We start from the raw sequence: 15,243 nt of genomic DNA on the forward strand, positions 1-15,243 counted from the left end.
GTGCTCCTTGTCGTTGTTGAGTTAGCTGTTCAGCATCGGCAAATCGAGGCCGTTTTCACGGGCAGATTGTTTGGCAATGTCGTAGCCTGCATCGGCATGGCGCATAACGCCAGTACCCGGGTCGTTGCGCAGCACGCGGCCAAGGCGTGCGTGGGCATCATCGGTGCCGTCGGCGACGATAACCACCCCGGAGTGCTGTGAATAGCCCATGCCGACACCGCCACCGTGGTGTAGCGATACCCATGTCGCGCCACCAGCGGTGTTTAGCAGCGCATTCAGCAGCGGCCAGTCGGAGACCGCGTCGGAGCCATCCATCATCGATTCGGTCTCGCGGTTGGGGCTTGCCACGGAACCGGAGTCCAGGTGGTCACGGCCAATCACCACGGGTGCTTTAAGCTCGCCGTTTTTGACCATCTCGTTGAAGGCTTGACCAAGACGCGCACGATCTTTCAGGCCGACCCAGCAGATACGTGCCGGAAGGCCTTGGAAACTGATGCGCTCTCGTGCCATATCCAGCCAGTTGTGCAGGTGCGGGTCGTCAGGGATCAGCTCTTTGACTTTTTGATCGGTTTTGTAAATGTCTTCCGGGTCGCCTGAAAGCGCGGCCCAGCGGAAGGGGCCAATTCCCTGACAGAATAAGGGGCGGATATAGGCGGGTACAAAACCAGGGAAGTCGAAGGCATTTTCAACACCTTCTTCTTGAGCCATTTGGCGAATATTGTTGCCGTAATCAAAGGTGGGCACACCCATCTTTTGGAAGTCGAGCATAGCTTGTACATGTACAGCCATCGACTGCTTGGCCGCTTTGACGGTGGCTTGTGGTTCGGATTTACCACGTGCCACGTACTCTTCCCAGGTCCAGCCTGCAGGCAGGTAGCCGTGTAGCGGGTCGTGGGCACTGGTTTGGTCAGTGACCATGTCGGGCTTCACGCCACGCTTAACCAGTTCGGGTAGTACATCCGCCGCATTCGCACATAGGCCAATCGAGACGGCTTTGCCTTCGGCAGTGTAGCGTTCGATACGCGCTAAGGCATCGTCGAGATCATCGGCTTGCTCATCCAGGTAGCGTGTGCGCAGGCGGAAATCGATGCTGGTTTGCTGGCACTCGATATTCAGCGAGCAGGCGCCGGCCAAGGTGGCAGCGAGCGGTTGAGCGCCTCCCATGCCACCCAGGCCTGCAGTGAGAACCCAGCGACCTGTCAGGTTGCCGTCGAAGTGTTGGCGGCCTGCTTCCACAAAGGTTTCGTAGGTGCCTTGGACAATGCCTTGAGAGCCGATGTAAATCCATGAGCCTGCAGTCATCTGGCCGTACATCATTAGGCCTTTGCGATCCAACTCGTTGAAGTGTTCCCAGTTGGCCCAGGCGGGGACCAGGTTGGAGTTGGCAATAAGTACCCGCGGGGCATCTTTATGGGTTTCAAATACGCCTACCGGCTTGCCGGATTGCACCAACAAGGTTTGCGTGTCTTCCAGGCGCTGCAGGGTCTCAACGATTTTGTCGTAGCACTCCCAATCACGTGCGGCGCGGCCAATACCGCCGTACACCACCAAGTCCTCGGGGCGTTCAGCCACGTCAGGATGGAGGTTGTTCATTAGCATGCGCAGCGGGGCTTCGGTCAGCCAGCTTTTGCAGCTGAGTTGGCTACCGGTAGGGGCAGCAATCTTGCGGGAAGCGTCGTGACGTTTATCGTTCGGTAACATGACCTGGTTCCTCTGGTTTGGCGGTTTTTGTTAGTTAATTAGTTATTGGCTAGTAATTGATTGATTTGTTAATTCAGGGCGCTAGGTATCTAGCGCCAACTGAAAGACAATTCGTGCTGCCGCGCGGGCGGTACGGCTATCGATATCGTGATCGGGATTTAGCTCGGCGAGATCGGCTAAGCGCAGCTTGCCGCTGTCGCGGATGGTCTCAATCAGTGGTTCTAACAGCGCGAGTGAGACGCCGCGAGCGGCGGGGGCACTGACGCCAGGGGCGTCCCCAGCGGGCAGGACATCCAGATCGATGGTCAGATAGAGGTGGTCGCAACGCACCATGAAGCGCTCCAGGTCGCGCCGGATACACTCAAGCTGCGCCGGTTGGAAGTCCCGGTCTTCACGAACCATGACGCCGAGCTGTGCAGCACGGTTAAACAGTGCGCGGGTGTTGGCAGCGCGGCTTACGCCTAAGCAGGCGTAGCGAAACGGCCAGCCGCGCTTGGCGCATTCATCAGCAATTTGCGTGAAGGGGGTGCCCGAAGAGCGCACGTGGGTTGGGTCGCGCAGATCGAAGTGGGCATCAAAATTGATAATGCCGATGCGTGGTGCTTTCTCGCCGTTATCAGCGAGATGCTGGGCAAGCCCCAGCCAACTGCCGTAGGCCACCTCATGGCCGCCACCTAGCACAACGGGAAAGTGTTCGGCCTTCAGTAACGCTGCTAATCGATCGGCGAGGGCTTGTTGGGCGGTTTCCAGGGCATCGCCTTCGCAGCGGACATTTCCCGCATCATAGGCTGGACCTGTACGGTGCCATGCCAGTGGTGCTAGCGCTTTACGCAGTGCCGAAGGGCCTTGCGCGGCACCGGTACGCCCCTGGTTTCTGGCTACACCGGCATCGCTTTCAAAACCTAATAAAGCACAGCCCGGCGCTGCCGTTGGGCTGAGCGGTTGGATCTTTTGATGCCAGCGCTCACTGTTGGGTTCTGGGTCTGTTCGGCCCGTCCAGGGCGACATGTCGAGTTCAGGGGCAGTGGCTTGACTGTTACTGGCCATGGGTAAGCACTCCCTGGAACATACGCTGACGAAGGCGTCCTGGTTGTACGGCGTAAGCGAGCTCAGCGGGTGCATCGATATCCCATACACAGAGGTCGGCTTCTGCACCTTCGTGGATGCGACCTTTGCCCGATAGGCCTAGCGCAGTTGCCCCATGGGCTGTCATGCCCGCCAGTGCCTCTTGGGGAGTCAGGCGGAACAGCGTGCAGGCCAAGTTGAGCATTAGCGTGGGCATAAACAGTGGGGAACTGCCGGGGTTGGCGTCGGTTGCCACCGCCATCGGAACGCCAGCGGTGCGCAGCGCCGCAATCGGCGGTTGTTGCGTTTCACGGAGGGTATGGAAGGCACCGGGTAGGATTACTGCCACACTACCGGCCTCACGCATGGCGGCGATGCCAGTGTCATCCAGATACTCAATGTGGTCTGCAGATAGGGCTCCGTGGCGCGCGGCCATGGCCGTGCCACCCAGGTTAGAGAGCTGCTCGGCGTGAGCCTTAATGGGTAAGCCATGGGCCTCGGCGGCTGCAAACACTCGCTCGCACTGCTCCACCGAGAAGGCGATTTTCTCGCAGAACACATCAACCGCATCTGCTAAGCCTTCGGCCGCTGCGGCGGGGATCATTTCCTGGCAGACAAGATCGATATAGCCGTCGCTGTCATCTTTGTATTCTGGGGGAAGGGCATGGGCACCCAGCAGTGTCGTGACGACGTTAACTGGCAGCATCTTGCCGAGACGGCGCGCAACACGCAGCATCTTGAGTTCATCTTTGACGCTAAGCCCGTAGCCAGACTTAATCTCCACGGTGGTAACACCGTCGGCAATCAGTGCTTCAAGACGCGGTTTCGCGAGTCTTAGCAGCTCATCTTCACTCGCCTCACGGGTGGCACGAACGGTACTGAGAATGCCGCCACCGCGTTTAGCAATTTCTTCATAGCTAGCCCCTTCAAGCCGCGCTTCAAACTCTTCAGCCCGAGAACCGCCAAAGACAAGGTGGGTGTGGCAATCCACAAGACCCGGAGTCATCACACCGCCACTGCCCATCTCTGTGCAGTGATGGGCGAGTTGCTCGTCGAACTCGCTCATGGGCGACAGAGTGATGATGTGTGCCCCTTGGGTGATAACGGCCATGCGGTCGGGCAATGTCTGCAAGCCATCGAAGACGCTGATATCGCGCCAGAGGCGACGATTCGTTGCATTCGGCATGAGGAGCTCCTTTCAAAGGCGATGTGCAAAAATTTATTTTCAAATCTTAATGTATATACAATTAAGGTCAATATGAGCCGATTCGTCAAGCTGCTTGTTACAAAATAGAGAGAAGGGTGGAATGCATGAAAAGGTGAGATATTTTTGCTTTTGGTATTTTAAACAGTTTGTTATGTGTTTTTTTAGGTTAATGAAGACTATTTTTAGACTGATTTATTAGACTAATGTCTATTTATATTGGCTGGGGGTGCTCTTCAATTGGCGTGTATATGTATATACATTAAGTGTTGAAGATACGTGGAAGGCTCACTAAACGCTGTTACACAACAAGAGGCATGCCCATGCTCCCCCCCAATACCACAACCCGTCAGCGGCCCAGTGCCGCGCTGATCCTCAAACTGTTTTTGCCAAGCGCACTGGGGATTTTGATTTTCTTCGTGCCTGTCGAAATTGGCGGTCGCAGCACTATATTGCTCGATCATATGGTGACCGGCTCCCGACGCTGGCTAGGAGATGCAAGCGGCTTCTATGCGCTGGCGCTGATTGCCGCTGGGGCTGCGTACCCGTTGATTCGAGGCTACTGGAATCGAAACGTTACCGAGCGCATTTTTACCGCACTGAAACTGCTTGGGGTAATGGCTGCCCTGATGGCGCTGACGGGCTGGGGGCCTGCCTTTCTGCATGAACCGGATATGCTGCCGTTCCTGTTTGAAAAGCTGGTGATCCCCGTTGGTTTGATCGTTCCTATTGGCGCGATTTTCCTGGCCTTGTTGATCAGTTATGGGTTGCTTGAGCTTATTGGTGTGCTGGTTCAACCCGTCATGCGGCCCATTTGGCGAACGCCAGGACGCTCGGCAATCGATGCGGTTGCCTCATTCGTGGGCAGTTACTCTATCGGATTATTGATTACCAACCGGGTGTATCAGGCGGGGCAGTATTCCGCGCGGGAAGCGGCTATTATCGCCACGGGTTTCTCTACCGTCTCGGCGACGTTCATGATTATTGTGGCGCGCACGCTGGATTTAATGGCGGTGTGGAACGCCTATTTTTGGTTAACGTTAGTGATCACGTTTATCGTCACGGCGGTCACCGTTCGTTTGCCGCCATTATCGCGTATGGATGACAGCGCTGACGATGGTGAACCGACGGCGGTGCCAGGCAAACGCTTGCTAACGGCATGGCAGACCGGATTGGAAGTGGCCGTTCGAGCACCGGCGTTGCATAGAAGTGTCGCGATCAACTTTAAAGAAGGGCTAGTGATGGCGATTAGCATCCTACCTTCGATCATGTCGGTGGGCTTGCTAGGCTTGCTTGCGGCTAAATACACGCCGCTATTTGAGTGGCTGGGTTGGTTGTTTTACCCCTTTGTGGCTGTGTGGGGCATTGCTGATGCGGCTGCACTTGCCCAGGCATCCGCTGCTGGCCTTGCCGAAATGTTTTTACCGGCACTGTTAATGGCAGAAGCGGATTTCGTCGCGCGTTTTGCTGCAGGCGTTGTCTCAGTATCCGCTGTGTTGTTTTTCTCCGCTTCGATTCCTTGCATTCTTTCTACGAGCATTCCGCTTTCTGTAGGGCGCATGGTGGTGGTGTGGTTTATTCGCGTTGCATTAAGCTTGATGCTCGCCATACCCACCGGGTATTTGGTGCAAGCTCTTATTAGCTAGGTCTTTATCAGCCAAGCCCTTCATTATGACGCTTGGCGATGCACCGAGGAGCGCAGCTTGTAGCGGTCGCCTGGATGCAGCAGGCGGGCATAGCTGATGAGCTGCTCGCCTGACCAGGTGCGCCGTACCATGCTCAGGCAGGGGGTGGCGGTATCAATAGCAAGCCAATTGGCAGTTTGCTGGTCGACAAGCACGGCTTCAACAATGTGCTCGACGTCAGTAATCGGGCAGGCCGCTACCAATACTTCATTGGGTGTGTGCAGTGAAAAATCACTGGTCAAGTAGTTGGGTACCCAACGCGGGTTAACATAACGGTTTTCAAGCTGAATAGGCGTGTCGTTTTCCAAATGCACCAGCAGCGTTTGAAACACGCGGCTACCCAGGCGAACGCCTAGCCGTAAGGCGACTTCGTCATCCGCTTCAATATCTTCACATACCAGTACGCGATTACTGTAATGGTGCCCCCTGCAGCGCACTTCGTCGGCAATATTGTAGACCTCGACCAGCGATGACTCTGCCTTGCGGTCTGTCACGAAGGTACCTAACCCGGGCTGGCGTGTTAGGTAGCCTTTATGGACGAGATCACGAATCGCTTTATTAGCCGTCATTCGGCTTACCCCAAAATCTCGGGCAAGTTGCTCTTCGGGAGGGATCTGGTGGTGTGCTGGCCAGGCACCGCCCTGGATTTTCTCTAACAGGTGCTGCTGTATTTGCAGATAAAGTGGGGGAGCGCTGGTCATGAAGTGCCTTTCAAATGAATCTAATGTCTAACTATATCCAGTGTACCTTGTGCAAAGGCCCAGGGCATCCTGTTGCTGGTTGGGCGTGTATTATGTACGCGGATTTATTGGCGTTGCCTGATGCGTTTAGTAATCGTCAGCATCGATAAGAAAGCGCTTATTTTAGGAGTTATTTTGCGCCTAAACTATTCTGGAGCACTGCCAGAGCGCGTTGGTTTTTTATTATTACCGCGCTTTTCAATGATGGCATTTTTTTCTGCGGTAGAGCCGCTACGCATAGCCAATCGTATCAGCGGCCAAACGCTGTTTGAGTGGACGCTATTTAGTCGTGATGGTGAGCCTGTCACCGCAAGCAATGGCATGACGCTATTAGTCGATCAGACCATGGGTGGTGGTCTCGACCTGCCATCGTTGGCTGTATGTAGCGGCTTTGAGCCTGAAGACCATTTAAGCCGAGCGCTCATGTCATGGCTACATCGGCTTGATCAAGCCGGATGTGCCCTAGGTGGATTGGACACCGGAGGGTTTATATTAGCCGCCGCTCAGTTATTGAAGGGGGAGCGGGTCACGTTGCATTGGGAAAGCTTGCCGGTCTTTCGTGAGCGTTTTCCAACGATTGAAACCACCGACGAGTTATTTGAGATAGGGGAGCGGCGTTTTTCCTGTGCGGGCGGTGCCGCAGCCATGGATATGGCCTTAGCCGTCATCGCCAGGCGTCACGGGAGCAAATTAGCCGTCGATGTCTCGGAGCAGCTTATTCATGAGCGGTTACGCAGCCGCAGCGACCAGCAGCGGATGTCGTTAGCGCAACGGTTAGGCACTCATAACCGGCGTTTAGTGGAAGCCGTTGCATTGATGGAAAGACATTTAGAGGAGCCTCTTGCTTTGGCTGAGATTGCACGCCGAAGCGGTGTGTCATCTCGTCAGCTGCAGCGGTTGTTTGAGGATCATCTTCATCAAACACCGCGCCAGTGGTACTTGTCACTTCGTTTGGCGCGGGCAAGGCGTTTATTGAATGAAACTGATATGAGCGTACTCGCCATCGGGGTAGCCTGCGGCTTTAGCTCTAGTTCGAGCTTTGCCAGAGCGTTTCGTGCTTGCTTTGGCTGCTCACCGATAGAGGCACGCCAACAGGGCCGCTAACTGAGCGATGAACGACGCAGCTCTGTCGTTTTACGCGTAGATAATGTCGCTTTGTGTCGTTTCCATTGTTGTCTAGTCGTCAAACTTGGTGCGGTATATTGCCAAAAGAGGACATTATAATGAAGAACGCACTCGTTGGTTTTAAGGGTATGTCAGCACTTAGCGCCGCTGGGGTGGCAGCGCTTGCCTTGTCAGGGCCCGCCGCAGCCGACCTTGATGAAGTACGGTTTGGTGTTCCTCCCTGGCCAGGTGTCACCGTGAAATCTGAAGTAGCAGCGCAGCTGATGGAAGCGATGGGCTATCAAACAAGTCAGCGTGACTTGGCCGTAAGCGTGATTCTTGAGGGGCTAGCGCGCAACGATGTGGACGTCTATCTGGGCGGCTGGTATCCGGTGCAAACCGATATGGTAGAGCCTCTGGTGGCTGATGATAAAATTGAAAAAGTGGTCTCCAATATCCAGGGGGCGAGCTCTGGTCTGGTGGTTCCTCAGTATGTTTATGATGCCGGTGTAACATCGGTGGCCGACCTGGACGCCTACCGCGACCGCTTTGGCGGTGAAATTCAGGGCATCGAGGCGGGCACCGGGATTAATACCGCCATTCTGGCGGCTATTGATAATGACATTGCAGATTTAGGAGATTGGCGTCTACGTGAAAGCTCTACTGCCGCTATGCTGGCGCAGGCGGAGCAAAAGATGGCGAATGAAGAGTGGGTGACTTTTGTTGGTTGGGAGCCCCACTGGATGAATGTCAGCTTTGACATGGCTTATCTGGATGATGCCGATGAGGCGGGCATAGCCAAAATTGAGAGTACGGTTTGGACCATCGTGCCGGCCAATATGGCTGAGGAAGACCCTCAGTTGCATCGTTTTCTTTCGCAATATGTAGTGGATATTGAAGATCAAAACGCGTGGGTGCATGACTACAGCTATGAGGATCGTCCCGCTGACGAGGTAGCGTCTGAGTGGATTGGTGCTAATTTAGACACCGTAGAGACATGGCTAGATGGGGTAATGGCTAAAGATGGGCAGCCTGCGATACAGGCGGTGCGTTCGACTTACCAATAGCCACTATTTTGTGTTAACCGCTTGTTAAGCGCTTGGCAAAAATCTTGCCAAGCGCTTTGCATTTCAGGCAGGTTCGCGTGGGCATGTAGTGCCGCATGAACCATGTTTTTTGCACAGCGATAGCCTATCTGCATGCTGCTGTTCCGCCAGGACGCAATGGCTTTTTCAAGCGGTGCGGTTAAAGGATCGTGCTCAACTGCAAGAACCTCAATCTGCATGTTTGGTGGAAATGTATCGACGTGGTTTTCAATCCATGGGCAGTAGGCAATGAGCGACAAAACATCATGTCGGCTAAGTAACGGCGCATCGGCTCCCAGCGTCTGCTGATTTAGTTTGCCGACCGGCGGATAGATGAGTCCTAACAGCACAGAATGATGCAGTAAGGGGGCTAAATCTATGGCTATGCGACCGCCAGCGCTGTCACCGACTACTGCAATGGGCTTTATGGCTTTAGCAATCTTGAAGCAGTCTTCTAGCATGTTGTGGTAGCTCGCCTCGGGCGCTAAGCGGTAGCTAATGCTGATAACGTGACGCTTTAGCTGCTCTGCTAGGTTTGCTGCTACCCCATGATGGCTGTCGATAGATCCCAGGGTAAACCCACCTCCATGAATGTATAGCACTTGGCCAAACTGAGCGGATGCAGGGATAAAGTGTCGAATGACGATATTTTCCCGCGCTTCGTCAGTGATTGTCATGCCTGGCGGATTAGGCGGTGCAAACGTTTGGCATAGTTGGTCGTAGCGCTGGCGTGCTACTGCAGGAGCGTCATTTTCGATATCTTTTAAGCCCGCACCGAAGCGGGCGATAAAAGTGTTAATGTCCATCAGCGGCGTCACCCGTCAGTCGTTACTGGGTTGGTTTGATGCTTTCTCGCTGGCAATCAGGCGCTGCCGTTAAGCACGCCTGATGTCATCGGGACTGTTCGATCAACGCCTTCTGCGCTGTGCATCGAGCGTCTCGCGGAACAGCGAAATCAGCACACCAGCCGTCATCACTAGCACGACAACACTGAGTGGAAGGGCGGCTGCAATAAGGGCTGTTTGCAGCGCCGTAAGACCACCGGCAATCAGCAGCACCGCTGCTACTAAACCAATCACCACGCCCCAGAACACGCGGAAGCGTTTAGGCGGTTCATTGTCACCTAACGATAAGATGGTGGTCAGCACTAACGTGCCGGAGTCTGAAGAGGTGACAAACCAGCTCATTAGCAGAAATACCATCATGGCGGAGAGTATCCAGCCAAACGTGCCACTGCCGACAATGCCATCAGCCGTAGCAAACAGTGCGGAGGGTAGGTTCCAAGCGTTAACCAGCTCGATGATACCGGCGCTGGCAGGGCCGCCCGTAGCGTAGAGTTCCTGATACATGGCGTTGCCGCCAAAGATGATCAGCCAGATAAAGATAATCAGAGTTGGCACTAACAGAACGCCCAATACGAACTCACGTAGCGTACGTCCCTTAGAAATTCGCGCGATGAACAGACCGACAAAAGGAGCCCAGGCTAGCCACCAGCCCCAGTAGAAGATTGTCCAACCTTGTTGCCAAGCGGCGGTGCCTTCTTCATCCGCGTACCAAAGTCCCATGGGAATAAAATTGATAGCGTAGTCGAGCATGGTTTCGCCGAATGCCATGATGAGCCACAACGTGGGGCCTGCAATTAGGAAAATGCTCACCACTATTAGGGACACCCAGATATTCATCTCGGAAATAAGACGAATACCAGCGCGTACGCCGGATACCGCTGAAAGTATAGAGATAACTGAGATAACCGCGATAAGCATTAACTGGGTATTTAACCCTGGGTCGATACCAATGAGCCGCTCTAAGCCAACGGCCATTTGGCTAACCCCAAGTCCCAGCGAAGTAGCCACACCAAAGACGCAGCCGAGTACCCCGAGAATATCGAAAAGATGGCCGATAGGGCCGAAGATGCGTTCACCGATAAAAGGATAAAGCGCCGAGCGCAGTGCTAGCGGCAACCCTTTTCGATAAGCAAAATACGCCAGCGACATACCGACAATCACGTAGATAGCCCAGCCGTGAAGGCCCCAGTGAAAAACGGTGACGCGTAACGCATCGATAGCGCGCTCGTGACCGATGGCGGCGGCACCTGCCATGTCGGCATGAGGATTGTTGGGATAGCCAAAGGCGCCAGTATTGTCGAGATAGAAGACAGGCTCAGCAACGCCAAAAAACAGGATGCCAATGCCGATACCTGCTGAGAAGAGCATCGAGAACCATGCAAAGTTGCTGAACTCTGGGCGGCTGTCGTCAGCGCCAAGCCTTACGCTTCCATAGCGGCTGAAGACAATGAAAGCGCAGACCGCTAGTAGCAGCATGACGGTAATTAGGTAATAACCGCTGAACGTGCTCTCAATCCAGGCGCGTGTTGCTCCGAACACGCTGCCCGCTGTATCTGAGCCAAGCCCGGTGAAAAGTACGAAGAGCAGCACTAGGCCGCTAGCGGTTAGCGTCATTCCCTTGTGCATGCCTTGGAAGAAACCGCCTTGGGCGAGTTCAGTCACCATGTAGTCAGTACTGAGTTCGGCTTTGGGTGAGTTGTAATGCGAAGGCGGCGTGGGTCGATGAGAGGGAGTTGGCGTAGCGATATGCTTGTCCTCTTAGGCCGGACGTCGGGCCGGCAATCCCGGTCAACCGTCCGCGCTGGCGGACGGTTCTCATTATTTTTAGTGTTGCTTTGCTATGTGGTTTTACTCTGTGGTTTTGATATGCCGTTGTGCCGTGCCGTTATCGCCGTATGGCAATAGTGCGGCCGGCCAGCTCTGGCCAGACCGAAGGCTCAGCTTGGGGTAGAGCCGCAATGGCTTCTTCAACGGGGGCAGGGAAAGGCGCAGGGCGAGTGGTATTGATATCAATGCCCATCAGCATCTGCTCGCTGGTAGCAAGCAGATTGCCTGCCTCATCCTGTAACTTGAAGAAAATATGTAGCCGTTTGGTATCGTGATCCAGCAGGGTCAGCTCCACGCTGAGTGGCTGTCCTTCATGGGCCTCGCGGCGATAACAAAGGTGCGTTTCAAGGGTGTAGATCGTGTAGCCGTAGCATTCTCTGCCTGCGCTATCTAAGCCGATATGCTCCATGAGTTCTTCTACCGCCAATGAGAAGACCCGGGCATATTCGGCGTCGTTCATATGGCCGTTGTAATCGACCCACTCTGAGGCAACGCGGCTTTGCAAAATAATCATTAGATACGTCCTTCCAAACCTTCGGCTTCAGGCCAATATTTTTGTACTAAGCCGAGCAGTTCAACAAGAAAGTCATCACGGCGGCTATCAAGCTCGGCCACCGAGCGACCGGCGGCTTGATGCTCGCAGCCTTCTACCACGCGATCAATAAGCTCGTTGGTAAGCTCGGGAGCTTCAAGCTTTGTCCACGGCAGTTTTAACGCTGGGCCGAACTGCTCAAGCATGTGGCGCATTCCTGACTCGCCACCAGCCAAATGAAAGGTGAGAAAAGTACCCATTAGCGACCAACGCAAACCACAGCCGTAGACGACGGCGGCATCTATCTCTTCGGTTGTTGCTACGCCATCATTGACTAGGTGCAGCGCCTCACGCCAGAGCGCTTCCATCAGACGGTCGGCAATATGCCCCTCGATTTCCCGGCGCACGACCAGCGGGCGCATGGCGAGTGTTTGGTAGAGGGCCTGGGCACGCGCTAGCTCGTCAGACGTGGTGGCTTCCCCGCCCACCAGCTCCACGAGTGGCAGTAAATAAACGGGATTAAAGGGATGCGCGACGATCACACGCCCCGGTGCCCGTGTGCAGGCATGTTGCAAATCGGTGGGCTTGAAGCCGGATGTTGACGATCCGATCAAGACATTTGGAGCTGCTGCGGCATCCAGAGCGGCAAGTATCTCACGCTTTAGCGCGAGTCGCTCTGGTACGTTTTCCTGGATCAGGTCGGCGCCTTCAACCGCTGACTCAAGGCTTTCCACGAAGCGCAGCCGCTGGGGGCTGGCACCCTCGGCTAGGCCCTGGCGCTGCAAAGATCCCCAGGCATTCTCAACAAAGGCGCGAGTACGCAGTGGCGCATCAGGGTCTGGATCAAAGGCCACGACGTCCCAGCCCCGCGCCAGAGCGCGCGCGATCCAGCCATTGCCAATAACGCCCGTGCCTATAACCGATAGCTGTTGACTCATGCTTGACCCCCTGTAGCTGGCGCGGAGGAATGCTTGCTATGCGGATCCCGTAAGTTGAGGTGCACACGAGTTTCTGCGGGTGTCATCACTCGGCCACCCAGGTTGTCGATTAGCGTGGCGGCATGCTCTACCAGTTGGCCGTTAGTGGCCAGGATGCCTTTTTTGAGAAAGAGATTGTCTTCCAGGCCGACGCGGGCATGGCCACCTAGTAGTACCGCCTGAGCTACCATGGGCATCTGGTGGCGACCGATGCCGAAGGCTGCCCAATGGGCATTTTCTGGCAGCTTATTACGCATCGCTAGCATACTTTCTGTGTCGGCTTCAGCGCCCCAGGGAATGCCTAAGCAAAGCTGATAAAGAGGATCACCGTCAATCAGACCTTCCTGCTGTAGCTGGCGTGCGAACCAAACGTGGCCCAGGTCGAAACATTCAAGCTCTGGCTTGACGCCAGCCGCTTGCACCAGGCGGGCGTGTTCGCGTAGCCAGTCGGCAGGGTTCACATAGACCATATCGCCGAAGTTCAGGCTGCCGCAGTCTAGGGTGCAGAGTTCGGGTAAAAGCTCACCGACTGGTTCGTGGCGTTGGGCGGGCGTCTGAATATCCGTGCCGGGGCCGCCGCGAGTGGGGTCCTGGGCGTCAGGAATCCAATCACCGCCGCCGCCAGCGGTAATGTTCATGACAATATCCACGTTCGCTTCGCGTACGCGTTCCATTACTTCGCGGAAATGATCGATAGAGTGGCTGATGCCGCCGGTTTCAGGGTCACGAACGTGGATATGCGCAACGCTGGCACCGGCTTTTGCGGCGGTAATGCAGTCGTTAGCGATTTGTTTAGGTGTGATAGGCACATGTGGATTTTTGCCGGTGGTATCGCCTGCGCCGGTAACAGCGCAAGTTAAAATAACGTTGCGGTTCATTGGCCGCTCCTTGAGAGTAGTTCTAAGTAATGTGCTTCAGTATGGCTAAATAGCGAGATAGAAATTGACACTAAGCGACGTTGGGTGTGCATAAGGCGTCGTTATTGATAGGTGGAGTTAATGCGATGCATTTTGAGGATTACCAAACGTTTGACGCCACTGGCCTTGCTGAGCTAATTCGCCGCCGAGAGGTAAGCCAGGTTGAGGTGTTCGATGCGGCAGTGGCTGCGATTGAAACGCTTAACCCATCTCTTCATGCTGTGGTTCGAACACGCTTTGAAAAAGCGCGGCACGAGTGTAAGCACGTGTTGGAAAGCTCGGTATTTGCTGGAGTACCCACGCTAAGTAAAGACTTATTGATGGCGCTAGCAGGCGAGCCACTGGCGTTCGGAAGTGCATCTTTATCAGCGTGGTGCCCTAAGCAAGATTCGCTGCTTATTCAGCGTGCGCGGGCGGCTGGGTTAGTGGTGATGGGGCAAACGGCCACGCCGGAATTAGGGCTAATGGGGATTACAGAACCTAAGGCGTTTCCCCACCCGCAAAACCCATGTCGAGAGGGCTATTCCCCAGGCGGTTCAAGCGGTGGTGCCGCAGCGGCAGTCGCTAGCGGGATGGTGCCCATTGCGTTGGCAGGCGATGGTGGTGGCTCTATCCGCATTCCCGCCAGTTATTGTGGTTTGTTCGGATTTAAACCTTCTCGCGGGCGGGTGCCGTTAGCGCCTGCCCACGGCGAAGTTTGGCAGGGCGCAGTGGTCGAGCATGCCATCACCCGTAGCGTACGCGATAGTGCCGCGTTGCTAGAACAGATTAACGGCATGGCTCCTTCTGGCCCTTACCCAGTACCGCGGGAAACGGGCTATGTGGATGCCTTATCGGCCTCCTCTAAGCCGCTACGCATCGCCGTATCGCTGGGTAATTTTTTGAGTTATGGACTGGATACCCAATTAAGTACCGATGTGAAAATAGCGGTTGAGAAGGCCGCCAAGGCACTGGCCGACATGGGGCATGAGGTGGAGTGGTGTGAACCACCGGTTGATGGTGACGCCTTGGCTGATAGTTACCTGACGCTCTACCTTGGCCATTTAGCCGCTGACCTTCAGTGGGTAAGCCAGCAAACCGGTGTGCCGGTGCATCGGTTAGCCATTGAGCCGTCTACCCGCGCTGTTGGCAGACTGGGCGCTAAGCTGTCGGCGAAAGATTACGAGCTAGCCAAGCGCTATTGGCACGAGGCTGCCGAGCAGATGAGCCAGTTTCACCAGCGTTATGATGCCCTGGTGTTGCCGGTAGCCGCGGATACCGCTCCCAAAATAGGCGAGCTGTATCCTTCGGCGGCTCGCGAGCGATTAATGTCTCTGTTAGCGGTTCCAGGCGCTTCAGCGCTGGCACTAAAAGCGGGGGTGTTAAAGCACCTGGCGGTAGATGCGCTCAGCCGCACCCCGTTCACGCAACTGGCGAATCTTACTGGCCAGCCTGCTATGTCGGTACCTTTCCATGTGGCGGCCAATGGGTTGCCCGTTGGGGTGCAAGTGATGGGGCGCCTGGGTGAGGATAAGCAACTATTACAGCTGGCGGCGGATATGGAGCGCAGTGCGTAGCGGTC

At 55.2% G+C, this 15,243-nt stretch carries 13 protein-coding genes; 4 read left to right on the forward strand and 9 right to left on the reverse strand.

The features are described from left to right. Positions 1–21 precede the first annotated feature (21 nt). From hutU to hutI, 3 genes are all read right to left on the reverse strand, one after another. A complete protein-coding gene (hutU, locus tag HVE01_RS06985) occupies positions 22–1,701 on the reverse strand; it encodes a urocanate hydratase (RefSeq protein WP_125749437.1) in 1,680 nt (559 codons plus the stop codon). Between the two features lie 81 nt (positions 1,702–1,782). Then, positions 1,783–2,748 carry a formimidoylglutamase gene (gene hutG, locus HVE01_RS06990; RefSeq protein WP_146943197.1) on the reverse strand — a complete coding sequence of 322 codons (966 nt, stop codon included), beginning with the start codon at positions 2,746–2,748 and terminating at the stop codon, positions 1,783–1,785. Next, a complete protein-coding gene (gene hutI, locus HVE01_RS06995; protein ID WP_146943199.1) occupies positions 2,738–3,952 on the reverse strand; it encodes an imidazolonepropionase in 1,215 nt (404 codons plus the stop codon). The genes hutG and hutI overlap by 11 nt, the downstream gene beginning before the upstream one ends. A 341-nt stretch (positions 3,953–4,293) precedes the next feature. On the opposite strand from hutI, the gene HVE01_RS07000 reads away from it, so the two are divergent. Continuing rightward, entirely contained in the window at positions 4,294–5,616 is a 1,323-nt protein-coding gene (locus HVE01_RS07000) for a YjiH family protein (RefSeq protein WP_244973732.1), read from the forward strand. A 23-nt stretch (positions 5,617–5,639) separates the two neighbouring features. Here HVE01_RS07000 and hutC read toward each other — a convergent pair whose 3' ends face one another. Next, on the reverse strand, positions 5,640–6,356 hold the full coding sequence (gene hutC / locus HVE01_RS07005; protein ID WP_146943203.1) for a histidine utilization repressor: 717 nt from the start codon (positions 6,354–6,356) through the stop codon (positions 5,640–5,642). A 174-nt stretch (positions 6,357–6,530) separates the two neighbouring features. Here hutC and HVE01_RS07010 point away from each other — a divergent pair, with 174 nt between their 5' ends. After that, positions 6,531–7,499 (forward strand): GlxA family transcriptional regulator, encoded by a 969-nt coding sequence (locus HVE01_RS07010; RefSeq protein ID WP_146943391.1) that lies wholly within the window; start codon positions 6,531–6,533, stop codon positions 7,497–7,499. A 119-nt stretch (positions 7,500–7,618) separates the two neighbouring features. Next, positions 7,619–8,566, forward strand: a complete 948-nt coding sequence (locus HVE01_RS07015; protein ID WP_146943205.1) for an ABC transporter substrate-binding protein — start codon at positions 7,619–7,621, stop codon at positions 8,564–8,566. On the opposite strand, the gene HVE01_RS07020 is transcribed toward HVE01_RS07015, so the two are convergent. The 5 genes from HVE01_RS07020 to HVE01_RS07040 form a co-directional block, all read right to left on the reverse strand. Beyond that, the gene (locus HVE01_RS07020) at positions 8,557–9,390 is read right to left on the reverse strand and encodes an alpha/beta hydrolase fold domain-containing protein (RefSeq protein WP_146943207.1); all 834 of its coding nucleotides are present in this window, start codon (positions 9,388–9,390) and stop codon (positions 8,557–8,559) included. The genes HVE01_RS07015 and HVE01_RS07020 overlap by 10 nt on opposite strands. Before the next feature lie 102 nt (positions 9,391–9,492). Next, entirely contained in the window at positions 9,493–11,094 is a 1,602-nt protein-coding gene (locus HVE01_RS07025; RefSeq protein WP_146943209.1) for a BCCT family transporter, read from the reverse strand. 220 nt (positions 11,095–11,314) lie between these two features. After that, entirely contained in the window at positions 11,315–11,770 is a 456-nt protein-coding gene (locus tag HVE01_RS07030; protein ID WP_146943211.1) for a thioesterase family protein, read from the reverse strand. Beyond that, positions 11,770–12,726, reverse strand: a complete 957-nt coding sequence (locus tag HVE01_RS07035) for an L-carnitine dehydrogenase (RefSeq protein WP_146943213.1) — start codon at positions 12,724–12,726, stop codon at positions 11,770–11,772. Before HVE01_RS07035 ends, HVE01_RS07030 begins: the two co-directional genes overlap by 1 nt. After that, complete coding sequence (locus tag HVE01_RS07040) at positions 12,723–13,643, reverse strand: beta-keto acid cleavage family enzyme (protein ID WP_146943215.1); 921 nt, start codon at positions 13,641–13,643, stop codon at positions 12,723–12,725. Before HVE01_RS07040 ends, HVE01_RS07035 begins: the two co-directional genes overlap by 4 nt. 125 nt (positions 13,644–13,768) lie before the next feature. Between HVE01_RS07040 and HVE01_RS07045 the strand changes: the two genes are divergently transcribed. Further along, positions 13,769–15,238, forward strand: a complete 1,470-nt coding sequence (locus tag HVE01_RS07045) for an amidase (protein WP_146943217.1) — start codon at positions 13,769–13,771, stop codon at positions 15,236–15,238. Positions 15,239–15,243 lie beyond the last annotated feature (5 nt).

Source organism: Vreelandella venusta, from assembly GCF_007989605.1.
Taxonomy (GTDB): domain Bacteria; phylum Pseudomonadota; class Gammaproteobacteria; order Pseudomonadales; family Halomonadaceae; genus Vreelandella; species Vreelandella venusta.